Raw genomic sequence first — 16,003 nt, forward strand, 5'->3', positions numbered from 1 at the left:
CTTAGGGCCTGCCGTTTTTATTTTCTCTTGGACAAGCCCGTAGCGGACTTACCCATGTCGGTTTGACCGGCTTCCTGGCTATTCCATCTGGTTGAGCAGCACGTGGTTAAGAATCCCGCCGCTGCGGAAATAGCCGACCTCCTGATCGGTATCAAGGCGACAGAGCACCTCAAGCTGTTCGGTACGGCCATCCCCCCTGGTCAGGGTCAGGGTCATCTTCTGCTTGGCCCGGAGTTTTTCCACCGGCGCAAGGCTGAGAGTCTCGGTTCCATCCAGGCCCAGACTTGCAGCGGATTCCCCGGCGCTGAACTGTAACGGCAAGACCCCCATGCCAACCAGGTTGGAGCGGTGGATACGCTCGTAACTTTCCGCCAGAACCGCTTTGACACCAAGCAGCAGCGTGCCCTTGGCGGCCCAATCCCGGCTGGAGCCGGTTCCGTATTCCTTGCCGGCAATAATCACCAGCGGGGTACCATCCTGCGAATACCTGCTGGCCGCGTCGAAAATGCTCATCTCTTCCCCGGTGGCCAGGTATTTGGTCACGCCGCCTTCGGTTTCCGGCACCATCTTGTTGCGCAAGCGAATATTGGCAAAAGTGCCACGCATCATCACTTCGTGGTTACCGCGACGCGAACCGTAGCTGTTGAAATCACGCTCTTCCACCCCGTGTTCCCGCAGGTAGCGGCCGGCCGGACTCGACGCCTTGATGGAGCCGGCCGGGCTGATATGATCGGTGGTGATGGAATCTCCGAGCAGGGCCAGTTGGCGGGCATCGGTGAACCCGGGATAGCTTTCACTGAAGCTCAACTCATCGAAAAAGGAGGGGAGGCGGATATAGGTTGAGTCAGCGTCCCAGGCATAAGTCAACCCTTCCGGGACCGGCAGATTGCGCCAGCTCTCGTCGCCACTGAAGACTTCGGCGTACTCCTTCTGGAACATCTTGGCATTGACCAGAGCAACCATCTCCGCGACTTCGGCATTGCTCGGCCAGATATCCTTGAGATACACCGGCTGCCCGGTCCGGTCGTTGCCGAGCGGGTCGCTGGTCAGGTCGATGCGGGTCGTTCCGGCCAGGGCGAAGGCCACCACCAACGGCGGTGACGCCAGCCAGTTGGCTTTGGTCTGGGCGTGAATCCGCCCTTCAAAGTTACGATTGCCGGAGAGGACCGAACAGACCGTCAGATCCCCTTGCTCGATGGCCTCGGCAATGGGTCCGGTGAGCGGTCCGGAGTTGCCAATACAGGTGGTACAGCCATAACCGACAATATTGAAACCGAGGCTGTCCAGGTAACTCTGCAGGCCGGCCTTGGCCAGATAGTCGGTCACCACCTTGGAGCCCGGCGCCAGCGAGGTCTTGACCCAGGGTTTCTGCTTCAGGCCACGGTCCACGGCCTTTTTGGCTACCAGTCCGGCCGCCATCATGACCGCCGGGTTCGAGGTGTTGGTGCAGGAGGTGATAGCGGCGATAACCACATCACCATGGTGCAACTGCTCGTCGCTGCCACTGATGGCGATCCCTTTTTCAAATTCGTCGGCGGGAATGACCTGATCCGTTGCCTTGCCCATGTCTTCCAGCAAAACCCGGTCCTGGGGCCGCTTCGGCCCGGCCAGGCTGGGCTTGACCGAGGCCAGGTCGAGTTCGAGCACGGCGCTGTAGGCCGGGTCGGCCAGATCATCGGTCCGCCACAGCCCCTGTTCTTTGCAATAGGCCTCGACCAGAGCGATATTTTCCTCGCTGCGCCCCGACAGGGCCAGGTAATCGAGGGTGATCTGGTCAATAGGGAAGAAGCCGCAAGTGGCGCCGTATTCCGGCGACATATTGGCAATGGTCGCCCGGTCCGCCAGCGGCAGCTGCGACAGCCCGGCCCCGAAGAACTCAACGAATTTTCCGACTACGCCGTGTTGCCGCAGCATCTGGGTCACAGTCAGCACCAGGTCGGTTGCGGTGACCCCTTCGCTCAACGCCCCGGTCAGCCGGAAGCCGACCACCTCGGGAATCAGCATGGAAATCGGCTGACCGAGCATGGCTGCTTCGGCTTCGATGCCGCCGACGCCCCAGCCGAGCACGCCAAGGCCGTTGATCATGGTGGTGTGACTATCGGTCCCGACCAGGGTGTCCGGATAGGCCCAGCGTTTGCCGTCGATCTCCTCGCTCCAGATCGCCTTGGCCAGGTATTCCAGGTTGACCTGGTGGCAGATCCCGGTTCCGGGAGGAACCACCCGAAAATTATTAAAAGCTTTCTGCCCCCAGCGTAAAAAAGCATAGCGCTCGCGATTCCGCTCCATTTCCTTTTCCACATTGGCGGCAAAAGCACCAGGATTGCCATACTGATCGACCATGACCGAGTGGTCGATAACCAGGTCGACCGGGATCTGTGGATTGATCTTGGCCGGGTCGCCACCCTGTTTGGCGACCGCGTCACGCATGGCCGCCAGGTCAACGATCGCCGGCACCCCGGTGAAATCCTGCATCAGCACCCGGGCCGGGCTGAAGGCGATCTCGCTGCTTTTTTTCTGATGCGGCTGCCACTCGGCAACGGCTTTGATATCGTCTGCCTTGACGGCTTGACCGTCTTCCTTGCGCAGCAGATTTTCCAGCAACACCTTGATGGTAAAGGGGAGTCTGTTCAAATCACCGAGGCCGGCTTGCGCCGCAGCCTGTAAGCTGTGGTAGTGATACACCTGCCCGGCAACATTGAGGGTTTTGGTTGTTTGAAATGAATTACCCGCCATTGGTTTCTCTCCTCAGCTGTAATAAATCGGTTTTTAAGCTCTTCTACATCCATAAAAGTTTAACCAGTTTTTTCCAAAAGTGATAGTTCGGCCGGGAGATTTCTTTGCGGGCAACAAAAAAAGCCCCCTTTTGCTTTGCGCAAAAGGGAGCTTTCCAGAGAGCCATCAATGCGGATGGCTCGGTCAACTCACCGAGTTGATTCGCCGGTTCGGCAGGGCAATGGTAAAGGTGCTGCCCTGGCCCAGGACGCTGTCCACAAAAACGTTTCCTTCATGGGCGATGGCAATGTGTTTGACGATTGCCAGGCCGAGACCGGTCCCACCCAGAGCGCGACTCCGCGCCAGATCGATCCGATAAAAACGCTCGAACAGCCGCGGCAGATGCTCTTCCGCAATGCCGGTGCCGAAGTCACGCACCTGGATCAGCACCTGCTGCTCCTGTTCCGAGGCCTCAATGATCACCCGCCCCCCGGAACTGCTGTATTTGATGGCGTTGCTGAGCAGATTGATCACTGCCTGTTCCAGCAGCGGCTCGTTAATCCGCGCCCGCAACCGCTCAGGGCACTGGATCTCGATGGCCACCTGCTGCTGGGAAATCAACGTCTCGCAGGCATTGCGGGCGCTTTCCAACAGCGGCCTTAGCAGCTCGGTTTTCAATTCCCAGCCCCCCTCGGTCACGCCCTGTTCAATCCGGGAAAGATCAAGGAGATCTTCAACCAAGGCATTCAGCCGTTCACTTTGCTTGAAAATGATCTGTAAAAAGCGCTGCCAGGAATCATCGATCCCGTCCTCGTCGAGCAAGGTTTCAACCGCTCCTCTGATGGCGGTTATCGGCGTTTTCAACTCATGGGATACATTGGCGACAAAATCACGCCGGACCGATTCCAGCTGGCGGAGCCTGGTCAGATCGTGGAGGACGATCAGGACACCGATCCTTTCGTTGCGTTTGCCGGTCAGCGGCGCAGCCTGGACATGCAGGTAGCGCTTTTCCGTATCCAGCAGGGTCAGCTCATCTTCGAGCGGTTCCTGCAGGTTCAAAGCGCGCCGTACAAACCGCTGCAGTTCTGAATGACGGATAACTTCCTGAATCGGCCGGCCCGGCTCCAGAACGGCCTTGATCCCAAACAGCCTGGTGGTGGCGGAATTCATGCGAATGACCCGCTCTTCGTTGTCAACCGCAATGATTCCTTCGACCATACAGCCCAAAATCGCTTCCATTTCCCCCCGTTGCTCTACCTCGCGGTGAATCCGCTCCGCCAGGTCTCCGGCCATGTGGTTTAACGCTTTGGCCAGGCGACGGGTTTCTGCGGAACCCGTCTCGGTCAGGGGAACTTCGAGGTCCCCCTGGGAAAAACGTTGCGCTGCTCCGGTCATCAATTCAAGGGGGCGACTAATGCGCCGCGATAACCACCAGGAAACCGGGGCGATCAGCAGGGCGATCAGGAACCCGGCGAAAAACAAGCGTTGGTAGATTGCCGTCAGGGTCCGGTCGATGTCCGAAACCGAGATAGCGGTTCTGACCGTTCCCAGAACTTCACCGTCCCGGACAAAGGGCAGGGCGACATACATCAGAGTTTGACCAAGTGTTCTGCTGAAGCGGATCGACATCCCCTGTTTACCGGAGATTGCGGTCTGGATTTCAGGCCGATGGCTATGGTTTTCCATCCGTTCCGGGTTCTCTTCGGAATCGGCCAGCACCTTTCCATCGAGCCTGATTATCGTAATCCTGGTTTGCGAGCTTTCTCCGAGCCGCTTCACCAGCTGATTCAGGTTCTCCTGGCGAGTCATGTCGAAAGAGCTCTGTAACTGTTCCTCGACCAGATGGGCTCTGGCACTCAAATCTGCAGCGGTCTGCTGATAATGAAAATTGCGCAGGGTGACTGAGACATACCAGCCCAGGCCGCAGAGTACGATTAAAATAAGTAGGATATAGGTCGGGTAGAGTTGCCAGACCAACCGCCTTGATTTCATGAGTCCTCCCGAAACCGGTAACCGACTCCACGGACCGTTTCGATATAATTGCCACACGAGCCGAGCTTTTTCCGTAAGCCGGCAATCTGAACATCGACCGCCCGATCAGTGACCGCATAATCCTCACCGCGCACTGCATTGACAATCTGGTAGCGGGTAAAAACCCAGCCGGGACGACTGGCCAGGGCAACCAGAACTCTGAATTCCGTGAAGGTCAGATCAACACTTTTCCCTTCCACCTGAACCAGGTTCCGGCCACGATGAATCGCCAGCTGATCAAACACCAGCTCATCCTGCTCCTGCTGGCTGCTTTCTTCTTTACGCCGTCGCAAGACGGCCTGAATTCTGGCAAGAAGAACCTTGATGCTGAAGGGCTTGGTGACATAATCGTCTGCGCCGAGTTCGAGACCCTTGACCACATCGCTCTCTTCCCCCTTGGCCGTGAGCATAATAATCGGTATATTCCTGGTCGCCTCATCAGCCCGCAAGCGCCGACAGATCTCCAGTCCGTCGATTCCCGGCAGCATCAAATCCAGCAGGACCAAATCGGGCTGGGAGCTGATCACACTCTTCAACCCCTCTTCGCCGCAGGATGCACAAATCACATTAAAATCAGCCTTCATCAGATTGAAATGAAGCAAGGCTAAAATATCTTCTTCATCTTCTACGATCAAAACAGTTTTCTTTGATTCACTCATACCTATCCTCGTGGAGTAAAATTTGCATAGATTTAGAAAGATCGTAGTTCTTTGTTAGTTTTTTATGAGAAATTCCATAGATTTTATCTTTCTTTCCATTTTTTGACGGAATTTTTACAAACAACAGCAATTTATGAAAAAATAACATTGTTTTTAAATGACTCTTATGCTAGAAGCGATTTTATCGTGTCTCGGTTACCCTCGCAAAACGCATAAGGAGTCAAAGCATGGCAGAAGGTACTGTAAAATGGTTTAACGATTCAAAAGGTTTTGGTTTTATCGAGCAGGACAATGGCCCCGATGTCTTTGTCCATTTCTCGGCAATTCAGTCTGATGGATTCAAATCCCTGGCTGAGGGCGATCGGGTGACTTTTGATGTTATCCAGGGAGAAAAAGGTCCACAATCAGCAAATGTTGTAAAAGTCTAACACTTACCGTCGTCGGCGGTTTCTTCCGACACTAAACGGATCAATTTCTTTGAGGGTTAACCAAAAAACTCCACGGCTCTGCCGTGGAGTTTTTCCTTTTCTAATCAGCTCGATCGCGCAACGCCTTTGCGCGGACATAAAGCAACGACACCACATCGACTGCATTGCGGAGTGGGGGCTTTGCAGCAAGCTCTGCCATGGGCGATCAGGGTATGGCTGCATTGGGTCCACTCAGTCTGCGGCAGCAGTCGACAGAGGTCCTTCTCAATCTTTTCCGGATCGTCCTCTTTGGTCCAGCCGAACCGGCGTGACAACCGTTTGACATGGGTATCCACAACCATACCCGGGATGCCGTAGGCATTTCCCAGCACAACATTGGCAGTTTTGCGGCCAACCCCGCTTAAGGCAACCAGAGCATTCAGATCCGCAGGAACCTGCCCCTGGTGAAACTCCAAAAGCTGTTGGGAAGACTGGATCAGGTTCTTGGCTTTATTGCGGAAAAACCCGGTGGTCCGAATCAGCTCCTCGACCTGCTCCTGGCTTGCCGCTGCCATCTGCTGCGGACCTGGCAGCTGTTTAAACAGTTCCCTGGTCACCATATTTACCCTGACGTCGGTACACTGAGCAGATAGAATTGTCGCCACCAGCAGTTGCCAGGGAGTTTCATAATTGAGGGCACATTCTGCCGCGGGGTAGAGTTCTTCCAATGCCCTCAACAGCTTGATTGCCTGTTCAGATTTTTTCATGCTTAGCGACTTATCCACAAAATAAACAACTTATCCACAAACGGGATCAGGATGCTTGGATGCAATTCTTGCCGAGTTTTTGATCTTAAGAATCTTGCGTGTTTCTTTTGTTTCAACATCCAGAACCAGTGGCAGATGGGGGGAAGCCATTTTGGCAAGCGAGGTCCTGATAACTTCTCCGGCCAAGGTGCGAATCGGACCGCGCAGATAAATCCGGTCGCGCCCCCAGAGGGGAAACCGACCTGGATAGTTAGCCCGCCAGAGGGGAAGGGAAGCCCGTTTTAAATCGCGGGCGGAATGGAGTTGCCCCAGATCCCACAGCGGCAGCCCGAAGTCGCCAGCGACGATGGTTGCACAGGGAAAAGAAGGGTTGTTAAGAATTTGCTCGCTTAATAACAACCGAACCTGTTCCAACCGCTGCCAAAGGTCCCAGGAAAGACTGACGTTGAACAAATGGACCCGCTCCTCCGCCCAATCGAGATCGGCACGCAGACAACGACCTCCGTAGCCGAGAGGGGACGCCTGAATATTATGGAGGGGAAAGCGTGACAGAAACGCACAGCCGCCTTCGGTTTCAGGCCCGTAGTGATTTAATCCGACCCGCTCGGACAACAGTTTGAGGCTGGTTGCACCGAGTGCTGAACCGATCCCCTGCAACAGAACCAGATCGACATGCTGGGCACGGATCACCTTCGCACTCAATTCCGGTGTGAGTTTCCCGGAAGCGTTCAGCAATCCGTTGATGTGATAACTCATGATCCGGAATGTCGTCATCCCTCTCCCTTTATCCGGACAACACCCTTGAACATATCCGGTGCCGACGTTGGTTCATATCCTCAATTGAGCAACCTGACCGTCTCAATAATAACCTGAGAGTCAGGATAATCTCTGAACAAAGCGCTTTTGGTAATGGTCTTAACCCGACCTATTTTTTCAACGACATCCATGCCTTCAATAACTTTTCCAAACACGGCATAGCCGAATGCTCTTGCTGTCGGTCCGTTATGATTCAAAAATTTATTATCAACCAGGTTGATAAAAAACTGACTGGTCGCGCTGTTGATATCACTGGTTCGGGCCATGGCAATGGTTCCTTTGTCATTTTTCAGCCCATTGTCTGCTTCATTCTTGATCGGCGGGAGAGTCTCTTTCCGTGTTCCGGTCTGATCAAAACCGCCCCCCTGGATCATGAATCCACCGATCACCCGATGAAAAATTGTTCCATCATAAAAGCCATTTTGAACGTATTTGATAAAATTATCGACTGTCTGCGGAGCTTTATCCGAATTCAGTTCAATTTTTATCATTCCCAGATTGGTTTTCATTTCAACGATCGGCCCGGCATAGGCAGCGGTCGTTGTCAAAGTCAGAACCGTAAATAAATAAAAAAGAACTTTGTTCATAGGGACTGCCTCTTTATCTGGATGATGAAAATAATCAAACCTCTGTCTTTGCCGCTCTTAATCGCTGAAAAGCACTATTCTCTTCTCATAAAATCAACAAGTTATCATATTTTTTTGGAATTTGAAGGCCCGCCAACAGTTTCCACACACTGTTAAATGACCCTCTTTTCAGCTCATCAAGCTTTCTGGCTTCAGATCTCGCAGCATCAGATCGCTGACTGCCTGTCTGGGATCTTTATTCTGATAAAGGATTTGATACATCTGCTCAATAATCGGAACGTCCACATTCAATTTATGAGCGAGTTGAAAAGCTGACAGGGTCGTTTTAACCCCTTCGGCAATCATGGTCATACCGGCCAGGATATCATCAAGCTTGCGCCCTTTTCCCAGTTCAATGCCGACACTACGATTACGGGATAGGTCTCCTGTACAGGTCAGCACAAGATCGCCCATTCCCGCCAAACCGGCAAAAGTGTCAGCTTTACCACCTAGTTTCAGGCCTAAACGGGTCATTTCCGCCAATCCCCGCGTAATCAGTGCGGCTCGGCTGTTATAACCAAAGCCAAGACCATCGGCAACTCCGGCAGCAAGAGCAATAACATTTTTCATCGCTCCGCCAAGTTCAACCCCGATGACATCGGTATGAGTGTAAACCCGGAATTTTTCCGTGCTGAAAATCGTCTGAACTTGTTCTGCATAGGCAAGATCGCGCCCTGCGGCAACGACCGCTGTCGGCATCCCCTGGCTGACTTCCCGGGCGAACGAGGGTCCGGATAAAAAAACCAGCTGTTGGTGCATTGTTGCGGGAAGAAGTTCTTCAAAAATCTCCGACAGCAGTTTAAGGGTATTGTTTTCTATCCCTTTTGATGCCGAAACAATGATAGTTTCAGGGCTGATATGGGGTAACGCCTGTTCAAGAACCTGGCGGGTTACTTGAGACGGAGCAACAAAAACCAGCATTTTTTTATCGCTCACCGCCTCTTTCAGCGAACTGGTAAAATGGAGGTTATCGGCGAGAACGATATCGGGAAGGTAGATATCATTGATCCTCTTCCGCTGCATCCTTTCCGTCAGGTCTGTTTCGTAACACCAGAGAGTAACACCATATTTTTTCTGAGCAAGCAGGTTCGCCAGGGTCGTTCCCCAACTTCCTGCACCGATAACGGCATATTTGTTCTTCATCATATCGCCTTGCTCTTTTTCTCGATGCGTTGTTCCAGATGTTTGATTTTTTCCTGAAGCAAAGACGGTCTAGGAAAATCGGTCAATTTGCGATATAGATCCAAAGCTTCCTGTAATAATCCTTCTTCTTCAAACATCCGTGCGAGGTTAAATTCCGCCTGACTGCGGTAACTGCTGTCAGGAAATCTGTCTATCAGCTGTTTCCAGCTTTGCTTCGCGGCTTCTGGACGATTTTCCAAAACCAGAATTCCCCCGCGCCGATACAATGCATCGGCGGTCAGCTCACTGTGCGGATAGTCTTCCAGTAATGTTTCGAGCTCAATCCGCGCCTGCGGATAATTTTCCAGCCGGAAATAACAGTCTGCTATTTCATAAAGATAACGGTCAGCGTTGTCTTTATCCAGTTCCAGCAGATGCTGATAGTAGCCGATGGCAGCGGAATAATCCCGCTGCGCATATTTGACAATCCACGCGGCTTCCTGCCGGGCCGGTAAGACATAGGTGCTTTCCGGATAATCATGTTCCAGTTGCAGATATGTCAACAGGGCCTGGGGCATATCTTTTCTGTCGTCCTGCCAGATACGCCCCATGCGAAACAATGCCTCTTCTGCAGCAGGGGTATGCGGGTAACGCTGTTTAAGCTTAACATAAGTCTGCTCTGCCAAGTCGAGCTGCCCCAGGCTCTCATATTCAACCCCTTTTGCCAATAAGCGCATCGGCAAAGTCAAACGGTAATCTTGAACATAGGGCAGTCCGATGATTCCCAACAGAATTATCAGCAGGAAAAAGAGCAGCCAGGCTTTTCGGTTATTCGCTTTCCTCTTCAGCTCCCCCTGATTCTTCAATTCCTGCTTCAACTTCTTCTTCAACTGGTGCAGATTCATCCGTTGATTCCTTCTCGGCCAAGCGGGCGACCGAAACGATAAATTCGTCTTCTTCAAGAACCATCATCCGAACCCCCTGGGTGTTCCGACCAATGGAACGGATATCTTTTACTCTGGTCCGCAGCAGTTTGCCGCGATTGGTGATAAACATCAGGTCGGAATCTTCATTGACCATTTTGATATCGACGACTCGGCCGTTCCGTTCACTGGTTTTGATGGTGATAATGCCTTTCCCACCACGACTCTGAACCCGATATTCGGTAATATCCGTCCTTTTACCATAACCATTCTCAGTGATTGTCACCAGAGCCAGGGCTGTGTTATCGGTGACAGATTGTAAGCCGATGACCTCATCGTCCCCTTCCAGAGTCATGCCGCGCACTCCGCGCGCTGAGCGCCCCATCGGACGAACATTGGCTTCCGGAAAACGAATCGATTTTCCATTGCGACTGGCCAATAGCAGATCTCGCTTGCCATCGGTCAGACGGGCTTCTATCAGGCTGTCACCCTCGTCGATGGTCAGGGCGATAATTCCACCGGAACGGGGGTTGGAATAAGCCATCAGTTCAGTCTTTTTGATCGTCCCTTTGGCCGTAGCGGTAACGATATATTTGTCCTCTTCAAATTCCTTGACCGGAAGGATGGTGGTGACTTTCTCCTCCGGAGCCAGTTTCAGCAGGTTGACAATCGCCTTACCACGGGAGGCCCTCCCTCCCTGGGGAATTTCATGAACCTTCAGCCAATAGACTTTGCCAAGATTGGTAAAGATCAGCACGTAGGAGTGGGTTGAGGCCACAAACAAACTTTCAACAAAGTCTTCTTCCTTGGGCCTTACTCCGCTCCTGCCTTTTCCGCCACGCCGCTGTGCCCGGTACAGGGACACGGCATTGCGTTTGATATAACCGCCGTGGGTAACGGTCACCACCATGTTCTCTTCGACGATCATGTCTTCCAAGGTCAGATCGGCCGTTTTGTCGATGATTTCGGTACGCCGCGGATTAGCGAATTTTTCCTTCAGCTCAATCAATTCATCCTTAATGATTTTAAGGATTTCAACTTCGCTCGCGAGAATTTCTTTGAGCCGGGCAATCTGTGCCAGGATCTGTTCCAGTTCTTCGAGAATTTTGCTCTGCTCAAGACCAGTCAACCGGTGCAAACGCATATCCAGGATAGCCTGGGCCTGAATGTCGGAAAAAGAGAACCTGTTCATCAGGTTTTCTTTGGCGTCGGCAGGCGTAGCGCTGCTTTTGATAATCTGAATCACCTCGTCAAGGTTTTCCAGGGCAAGTTTCAAACCATGCAGAATATGGGCGCGTGCTTCTGCTTTCTTCAACTCGAAAATACAGCGGCGAGTGACAATTTCACGGCGATGGTCGATAAAACTATCCAGCACTTCGCGCAAAGTCATGATCTTCGGCTGGCCGCCGACAATAGCGAGCATGATAATACCGAAGGATGTTTGCATGGTCGTCATTTTATAAAGTTGATTCAAAATGACTCCTGGCACCATGTCCTTTTTCAGCTCAATGACGATGCGCATGCCATCGCGATCCGATTCGTCCCGCAGATCGGAAATTCCTTCAATTTTCTTATTTTTAACCAGTTCGGCAATTTTTTCGATCAAACGAGCTTTGTTGACCTGATAAGGAATTTCGGTAACGACAATCGCTTCCTTACCGGAGCGACGGTCAACCTCGACCAGGGCTCTGGCCCGCAACTGAATGATTCCCCGGCCGGTATGATAAGCTTCACGAATTCCTTCCTTGCCGTTAATAAAGCCAGCGGTTGGAAAGTCGGGGCCGGGAATCCTCTCCAGCAAATCCTCAGCACTGATTCTGGGGTCTTCAATGATAGCTACCAGTCCATCAATAACTTCGCCAAGATTGTGCGGGGGAATCTTGGTCGCCATACCAACCGCAATTCCCTCTGAGCCGTTGACCAGCAAATTCGGAAATTTGCATGGTAAAACCAACGGTTCTTCAAGAGATTCGTCATAGTTGGGCCCAAAATCAACGGTTTCTTTTTCGATATCGGCAAGCAGTTCATGGGACAAGCGGTCCATACGAATTTCGGTGTAACGCATGGCTGCAGCAGAGTCCCCGTCAATGGAACCGAAATTCCCCTGGCCATCGACCAGGGGATGACGCATGGAAAAATCCTGGGCCATCCGAACGATGGTGTCATAGACCGCACTATCCCCGTGCGGGTGATATTTACCGATGACATCACCGACCACCCGGGCGGATTTTTTATAGGGCTTGTTGTAGTCATTACTGAGGTCATGCATAGCAAACAGAATTCGCCGGTGAACCGGTTTCAAACCATCCCTGACATCCGGTAGAGCTCGCCCGACAATGACGCTCATTGCGTAATCCATATAGGATTTACGCATTTCATCTTCTATATTTACGGTGACTTTATTCTCTTCAGACAACATTTATGCCTCCACTCCCGGCAGGGAAATACTTAATACCAACCACTTATACATCCAGGTTAGCCACATTGAGTGCATTGAGTTCAATGAATTCACGGCGCGGTTCAACCTGATCACCCATCAACACGGTAAATATCTCGTCAGCCCGTACGGCATCCTCAATAGTCACCTGCAACAAAATCCGTTTTTCCGGATCCATGGTTGTTTCCCAGAGCTGTTCGGGATTCATCTCTCCTAAACCTTTATAACGCTGAATATACTGACCTTTTTTTGCACGTGCCAAAATGATGTCAAGCAGTTCCTGACGATCGGTCACTTCAATATCCTCTTTTTCCTCAGCAACAATGCTGATACTTTCATTCAGACAGATATCCTCGACCTGTTTATAGGACTGGAGAAGCAGTTTGTACTCATGGGATGAGAGGATCTCTACGGTATGGCGATCAATCCGCGCATGCAGATTGCCAAAGGTTACCAATATCCGGTCAGGGTCCTGCAAGACCTCATATTTGGTCTTCGGATCGACTTCTCGAAGCTGCTGGGCAAGGGGCTCGAGACTATCTTGATCGGCATAACCGTTCTTAATTTTTCCTCTGACGAATATTTTCAGAATTTCACTTGGTATTCCCTTGTTGACTATCTTATCAAAGTGCTTGTTATAATTAATAATATTCCGCAAAGTCGGAATAATCTGCTTACCCCGCAAAACTTTATTCCCTTGCTCCATTTCTACGGCAATACCTTCGGTACCATTATCCAAAAGGTATTCCAGCAGGGCATCATCATCTTTCAGGTAAATTTCCCGTTTGCCCCTTTTGACCTTATAAAGGGGCGGCTGGGCGATATAAAGATGACCTCTTTCAACAATTTCCGGCATTTGTCTGAAAAAGAAGGTCAGCAGCAGCGTCCTGATATGAGAACCATCAACATCGGCATCAGTCATGATAATAATCCGATGGTAACGTAGTTTAGACACATCGAAATCATCCTTGCCAATACTTGTTCCCATGGCCGTAATCAGGGTTCTTATTTCATTAGAGGTGAGCAGCTTGTCAAAGCGAGCTTTTTCAACGTTGAGTATTTTACCTTTCAGCGGCAGAATTGCCTGAAATCTTCTGTCTCTTCCCTGTTTGGCACTTCCGCCGGCAGAATCACCTTCGACCAGATAGATTTCGCACAAAGACGGGTCTTTTTCCTGGCAATCGGCAAGTTTACCTGGCAGTGACAAACCGTCCAGAGCACCTTTTCGGCGGGTCAGATCCCGTGCTTTGCGGGCTGCTTCCCGGGCACGAGCTGCGTCAATTCCCTTTTCTAGGATTTTTCTAGCAACCTGCGGATTTTCTTCCAGGAAAGTCGCCAACTTTTCATTCATCAGAGTTTCGACAAAACCTTTTATCTCAGAATTTCCCAATTTAGTTTTGGTTTGACCTTCAAACTGAGGATCGGAGAGTTTAACCGAGATGACGGCAGCAATACCTTCGCGCAAATCATCTCCGGATATGGCCACTTTGATATTTTTCAACAGATTATTATTGGTCGCGTAGTTATTCATGGTCCGCGTCAACGCAGCCTTGAATCCGCTCAAGTGGGTACCACCTTCGTGGGTGTTTATATTGTTGGCAAAAGAAAAAATCTTCTCATCATAGCCATCATTGTATTGAATCGCTATTTCAAGTTCGGCACCGTCTTTGGCCCCACTGAAGAAAATAGGCGTAGAGTGAAGGGAGTTTTTGGCTCTGTTTAAATATTCAACAAATGAGCGAATACCACCTTCATAGAGAAATTCATTGTTTTTTTCGGTCCTGCTATCGGTAATGACAATTTTTACTCCAGCGTTGAGGAATGCTAACTCACGCAATCTAGTCGACAAGGTTTCAAAAGAAAACACCAACGTTTCAAATATTTCAGGGTCCGGCCAGAAGGTTATTTTGGTCCCTCTTTTTATAGTATCTCCTTCAATTTTAAGCGGTCCGGTGGGTACACCTCTGACATAACTTTGTCGATGTATCTTTCCGTCTCGTCTAATTTCGAGATCAAGTTTTTCCGACAGAGCATTGACGACCGAAACGCCGACGCCGTGAAGACCGCCTGATACTTTGTAGGCACCCTCACCTTTATCGTCAAATTTTCCACCAGCGTGCAGAACTGTCATAACAACCTCAGCTGCTGACTTATTCTGTTTTGCATGGTGTTCTACCGGAATTCCACGACCATTATCTTCGACAGTAACTGAATTATCTCCGTGAATTGTAATATTAACATCATCACAATAGCCGGCCAGTGCTTCATCAATAGAATTATCAACAACTTCATAAACCAAATGATGAAGACCTTGTACGGATGTCGACCCTATATACATTGAAGGTCTTTTTCGCACAGCTTCAAGTCCTTCTAAAACTTGAATACTATCGGCACCATATTTTTTTTCTTCAGTCATATTACCTCTTCTGCCTAATTGATTACTGAACCGTTTTCAAATAAGAATATTCCATTATTAGAATATAAATTTTTTACTGGTAATGTCGTTGTAATAAAAATTTGTCCAGAATTATCAAAAAATTTATCTATAATTTTATCTTTTCTATTGTTATCAAGTTCGTTAGAAATATCATCTAAAATAACGATCGGAAAATCATCATGAACTGATTTATAATCTACTATTTGAGATAATTTTAAATTTAATAAAAATGTTTTTTTTTGTCCTTCTGATGCATATTTTCTAATATCATTATCATTTATTTTAAAAACAATATCGTCTGAATGTGGTCCAATAATTGTATAACCATATTTCAATTCTTTACTAAAATTTCTATTAAATCTTTCAAGCAAATCTTCTTCTATTTTTTCATAAGTATAATCATTATACTTTAAGCAATAATTTTCTCCTTGCTGTATAGAAAAATATTTTAATTTTTCATTTATTCTTTTTATAAGGTCCATTCTTTTTTTTATAATAATAGATCCAAATTCAATTAATTTATTCTTCCATGCATCAATTTGTTCCTTATCTGAAGGGCTGTTTTTAAGTAAAATATTTCTTTGTTTTAAACATTTTCTATATTTATTAAACAAGTCAATATAATCAAAATCAGTTATAAAAATGGCTCTATCAATAAAATTTCTTCTAAATTGAGGATAAATTGATAAATAATTAATTTCATCAGGATAATATAATATTGTATTTATTACTTTATAAAATTCCCTATTTTTTGGAACTTTAGAGTTTAAAGATATTTTTTTTGTTTTATTTTTATCTATATAAACTTTTATATTATTATTAGTTCCAGCGTTATATGTCTCTATATTTATAAATGAGTTTTCTTTTCCATTTTTTATCAAATCTAAAATATTTTTAGTTCTATAACTTTTGAAATAGGAACAATAGTAGATAGATTCAATAAAATTAGTTTTACCTTGTGCATTATTTCCAGTTAAAAAATTTATTTTTTCATCTGGAATAATATTTAAAAATTCAATATTTCTAAAATTTTTAATTTTAATACTATTTATAAGCATTAATTTTA

General features: G+C 48.8%; 12 protein-coding genes. 1 reads left to right on the plus strand and 11 read right to left on the minus strand.

Annotated elements, in window-relative coordinates; genetic code table 11:
* Nucleotides 1-78: 78 nt before the first annotated feature.
* The 3 genes from acnA to N909_RS0109555 all read right to left on the minus strand — a co-directional run bounded on the left by acnA (nucleotide 79) and on the right by N909_RS0109555 (nucleotide 5,402).
* Entirely contained in the window at nucleotides 79-2,733 is a 2,655-nt protein-coding gene (acnA, locus tag N909_RS0109545) for an aconitate hydratase AcnA (RefSeq protein ID WP_029914409.1), read from the minus strand.
* A gap of 183 nt (nucleotides 2,734-2,916) precedes the next feature.
* On the minus strand, nucleotides 2,917-4,704 hold the full coding sequence (locus tag N909_RS0109550) for an ATP-binding protein (RefSeq protein WP_029914411.1): 1,788 nt from the start codon (nucleotides 4,702-4,704) through the stop codon (nucleotides 2,917-2,919).
* The gene (locus N909_RS0109555; RefSeq protein ID WP_029914413.1) at nucleotides 4,701-5,402 is read right to left on the minus strand and encodes a response regulator; all 702 of its coding nucleotides are present in this window, start codon (nucleotides 5,400-5,402) and stop codon (nucleotides 4,701-4,703) included. Before N909_RS0109555 ends, N909_RS0109550 begins: the two co-directional genes overlap by 4 nt.
* A 227-nt stretch (nucleotides 5,403-5,629) precedes the next feature.
* Here N909_RS0109555 and N909_RS0109560 point away from each other — a divergent pair, with 227 nt between their 5' ends.
* Nucleotides 5,630-5,830: a cold-shock protein gene (locus N909_RS0109560; RefSeq protein WP_029914415.1), complete on the plus strand. Its 201-nt coding sequence runs from the start codon at nucleotides 5,630-5,632 to the stop codon at nucleotides 5,828-5,830.
* A gap of 104 nt (nucleotides 5,831-5,934) precedes the next feature.
* On the opposite strand, the gene nth is transcribed toward N909_RS0109560, so the two are convergent.
* From nth to recF, 8 genes are all read right to left on the minus strand, one after another.
* Nucleotides 5,935-6,576 (minus strand): endonuclease III, encoded by a 642-nt coding sequence (gene nth, locus N909_RS0109565; protein WP_029914417.1) that lies wholly within the window; start codon nucleotides 6,574-6,576, stop codon nucleotides 5,935-5,937.
* A gap of 30 nt (nucleotides 6,577-6,606) precedes the next feature.
* Nucleotides 6,607-7,350 carry an endonuclease/exonuclease/phosphatase family protein gene (locus N909_RS0109570; protein ID WP_029914419.1) on the minus strand — a complete coding sequence of 248 codons (744 nt, stop codon included), beginning with the start codon at nucleotides 7,348-7,350 and terminating at the stop codon, nucleotides 6,607-6,609.
* A gap of 62 nt (nucleotides 7,351-7,412) precedes the next feature.
* Nucleotides 7,413-7,979 (minus strand): peptidylprolyl isomerase, encoded by a 567-nt coding sequence (locus tag N909_RS0109575; RefSeq protein ID WP_211253940.1) that lies wholly within the window; start codon nucleotides 7,977-7,979, stop codon nucleotides 7,413-7,415.
* A gap of 168 nt (nucleotides 7,980-8,147) precedes the next feature.
* Nucleotides 8,148-9,161: an NAD(P)H-dependent glycerol-3-phosphate dehydrogenase gene (locus N909_RS0109580; protein ID WP_029914423.1), complete on the minus strand. Its 1,014-nt coding sequence runs from the start codon at nucleotides 9,159-9,161 to the stop codon at nucleotides 8,148-8,150.
* Nucleotides 9,161-10,045 (minus strand): tetratricopeptide repeat protein, encoded by an 885-nt coding sequence (locus N909_RS0109585; RefSeq protein ID WP_029914425.1) that lies wholly within the window; start codon nucleotides 10,043-10,045, stop codon nucleotides 9,161-9,163. The genes N909_RS0109580 and N909_RS0109585 overlap by 1 nt, the downstream gene beginning before the upstream one ends.
* Entirely contained in the window at nucleotides 9,969-12,482 is a 2,514-nt protein-coding gene (gene gyrA, locus N909_RS0109590) for a DNA gyrase subunit A (protein WP_029914426.1), read from the minus strand. Before gyrA ends, N909_RS0109585 begins: the two co-directional genes overlap by 77 nt.
* Nucleotides 12,483-12,525: 43 nt before the next feature.
* Nucleotides 12,526-14,916: a DNA topoisomerase (ATP-hydrolyzing) subunit B gene (gyrB, locus tag N909_RS0109595; protein WP_029914428.1), complete on the minus strand. Its 2,391-nt coding sequence runs from the start codon at nucleotides 14,914-14,916 to the stop codon at nucleotides 12,526-12,528.
* Nucleotides 14,917-14,930: 14 nt separating this feature from the next.
* Nucleotides 14,931-15,995 carry a DNA replication/repair protein RecF gene (gene recF, locus N909_RS0109600; protein WP_029914430.1) on the minus strand — a complete coding sequence of 355 codons (1,065 nt, stop codon included), beginning with the start codon at nucleotides 15,993-15,995 and terminating at the stop codon, nucleotides 14,931-14,933.
* Nucleotides 15,996-16,003: the final 8 nt, after the last annotated feature.

The organism is Pelobacter seleniigenes DSM 18267, from assembly GCF_000711225.1.
In the GTDB taxonomy this organism is placed as follows: domain Bacteria; phylum Desulfobacterota; class Desulfuromonadia; order Desulfuromonadales; family Geopsychrobacteraceae; genus Seleniibacterium; species Seleniibacterium seleniigenes.

Coding starts and splice junctions, on each gene's coding strand:
- acnA (WP_029914409.1), bottom strand. CDS start 2,733: ATGGCGGGTAATTCATTTCAAACAACCAAAACCCTCAATGTTGCCGGG.
- N909_RS0109550 (WP_029914411.1), bottom strand. CDS start 4,704: ATGAAATCAAGGCGGTTGGTCTGGCAACTCTACCCGACCTATATCCTA.
- N909_RS0109555 (WP_029914413.1), bottom strand. CDS start 5,402: ATGAGTGAATCAAAGAAAACTGTTTTGATCGTAGAAGATGAAGAAGAT.
- N909_RS0109560 (WP_029914415.1), top strand. CDS start 5,630: ATGGCAGAAGGTACTGTAAAATGGTTTAACGATTCAAAAGGTTTTGGT.
- nth (WP_029914417.1), bottom strand. CDS start 6,576: ATGAAAAAATCTGAACAGGCAATCAAGCTGTTGAGGGCATTGGAAGAA.
- N909_RS0109570 (WP_029914419.1), bottom strand. CDS start 7,350: ATGACGACATTCCGGATCATGAGTTATCACATCAACGGATTGCTGAAC.
- N909_RS0109575 (WP_211253940.1), bottom strand. CDS start 7,979: ATGAACAAAGTTCTTTTTTATTTATTTACGGTTCTGACTTTGACAACG.
- N909_RS0109580 (WP_029914423.1), bottom strand. CDS start 9,161: ATGAAGAACAAATATGCCGTTATCGGTGCAGGAAGTTGGGGAACGACC.
- N909_RS0109585 (WP_029914425.1), bottom strand. CDS start 10,045: ATGAATCTGCACCAGTTGAAGAAGAAGTTGAAGCAGGAATTGAAGAAT.
- gyrA (WP_029914426.1), bottom strand. CDS start 12,482: ATGTTGTCTGAAGAGAATAAAGTCACCGTAAATATAGAAGATGAAATG.
- gyrB (WP_029914428.1), bottom strand. CDS start 14,916: ATGACTGAAGAAAAAAAATATGGTGCCGATAGTATTCAAGTTTTAGAA.
- recF (WP_029914430.1), bottom strand. CDS start 15,995: ATGCTTATAAATAGTATTAAAATTAAAAATTTTAGAAATATTGAATTT.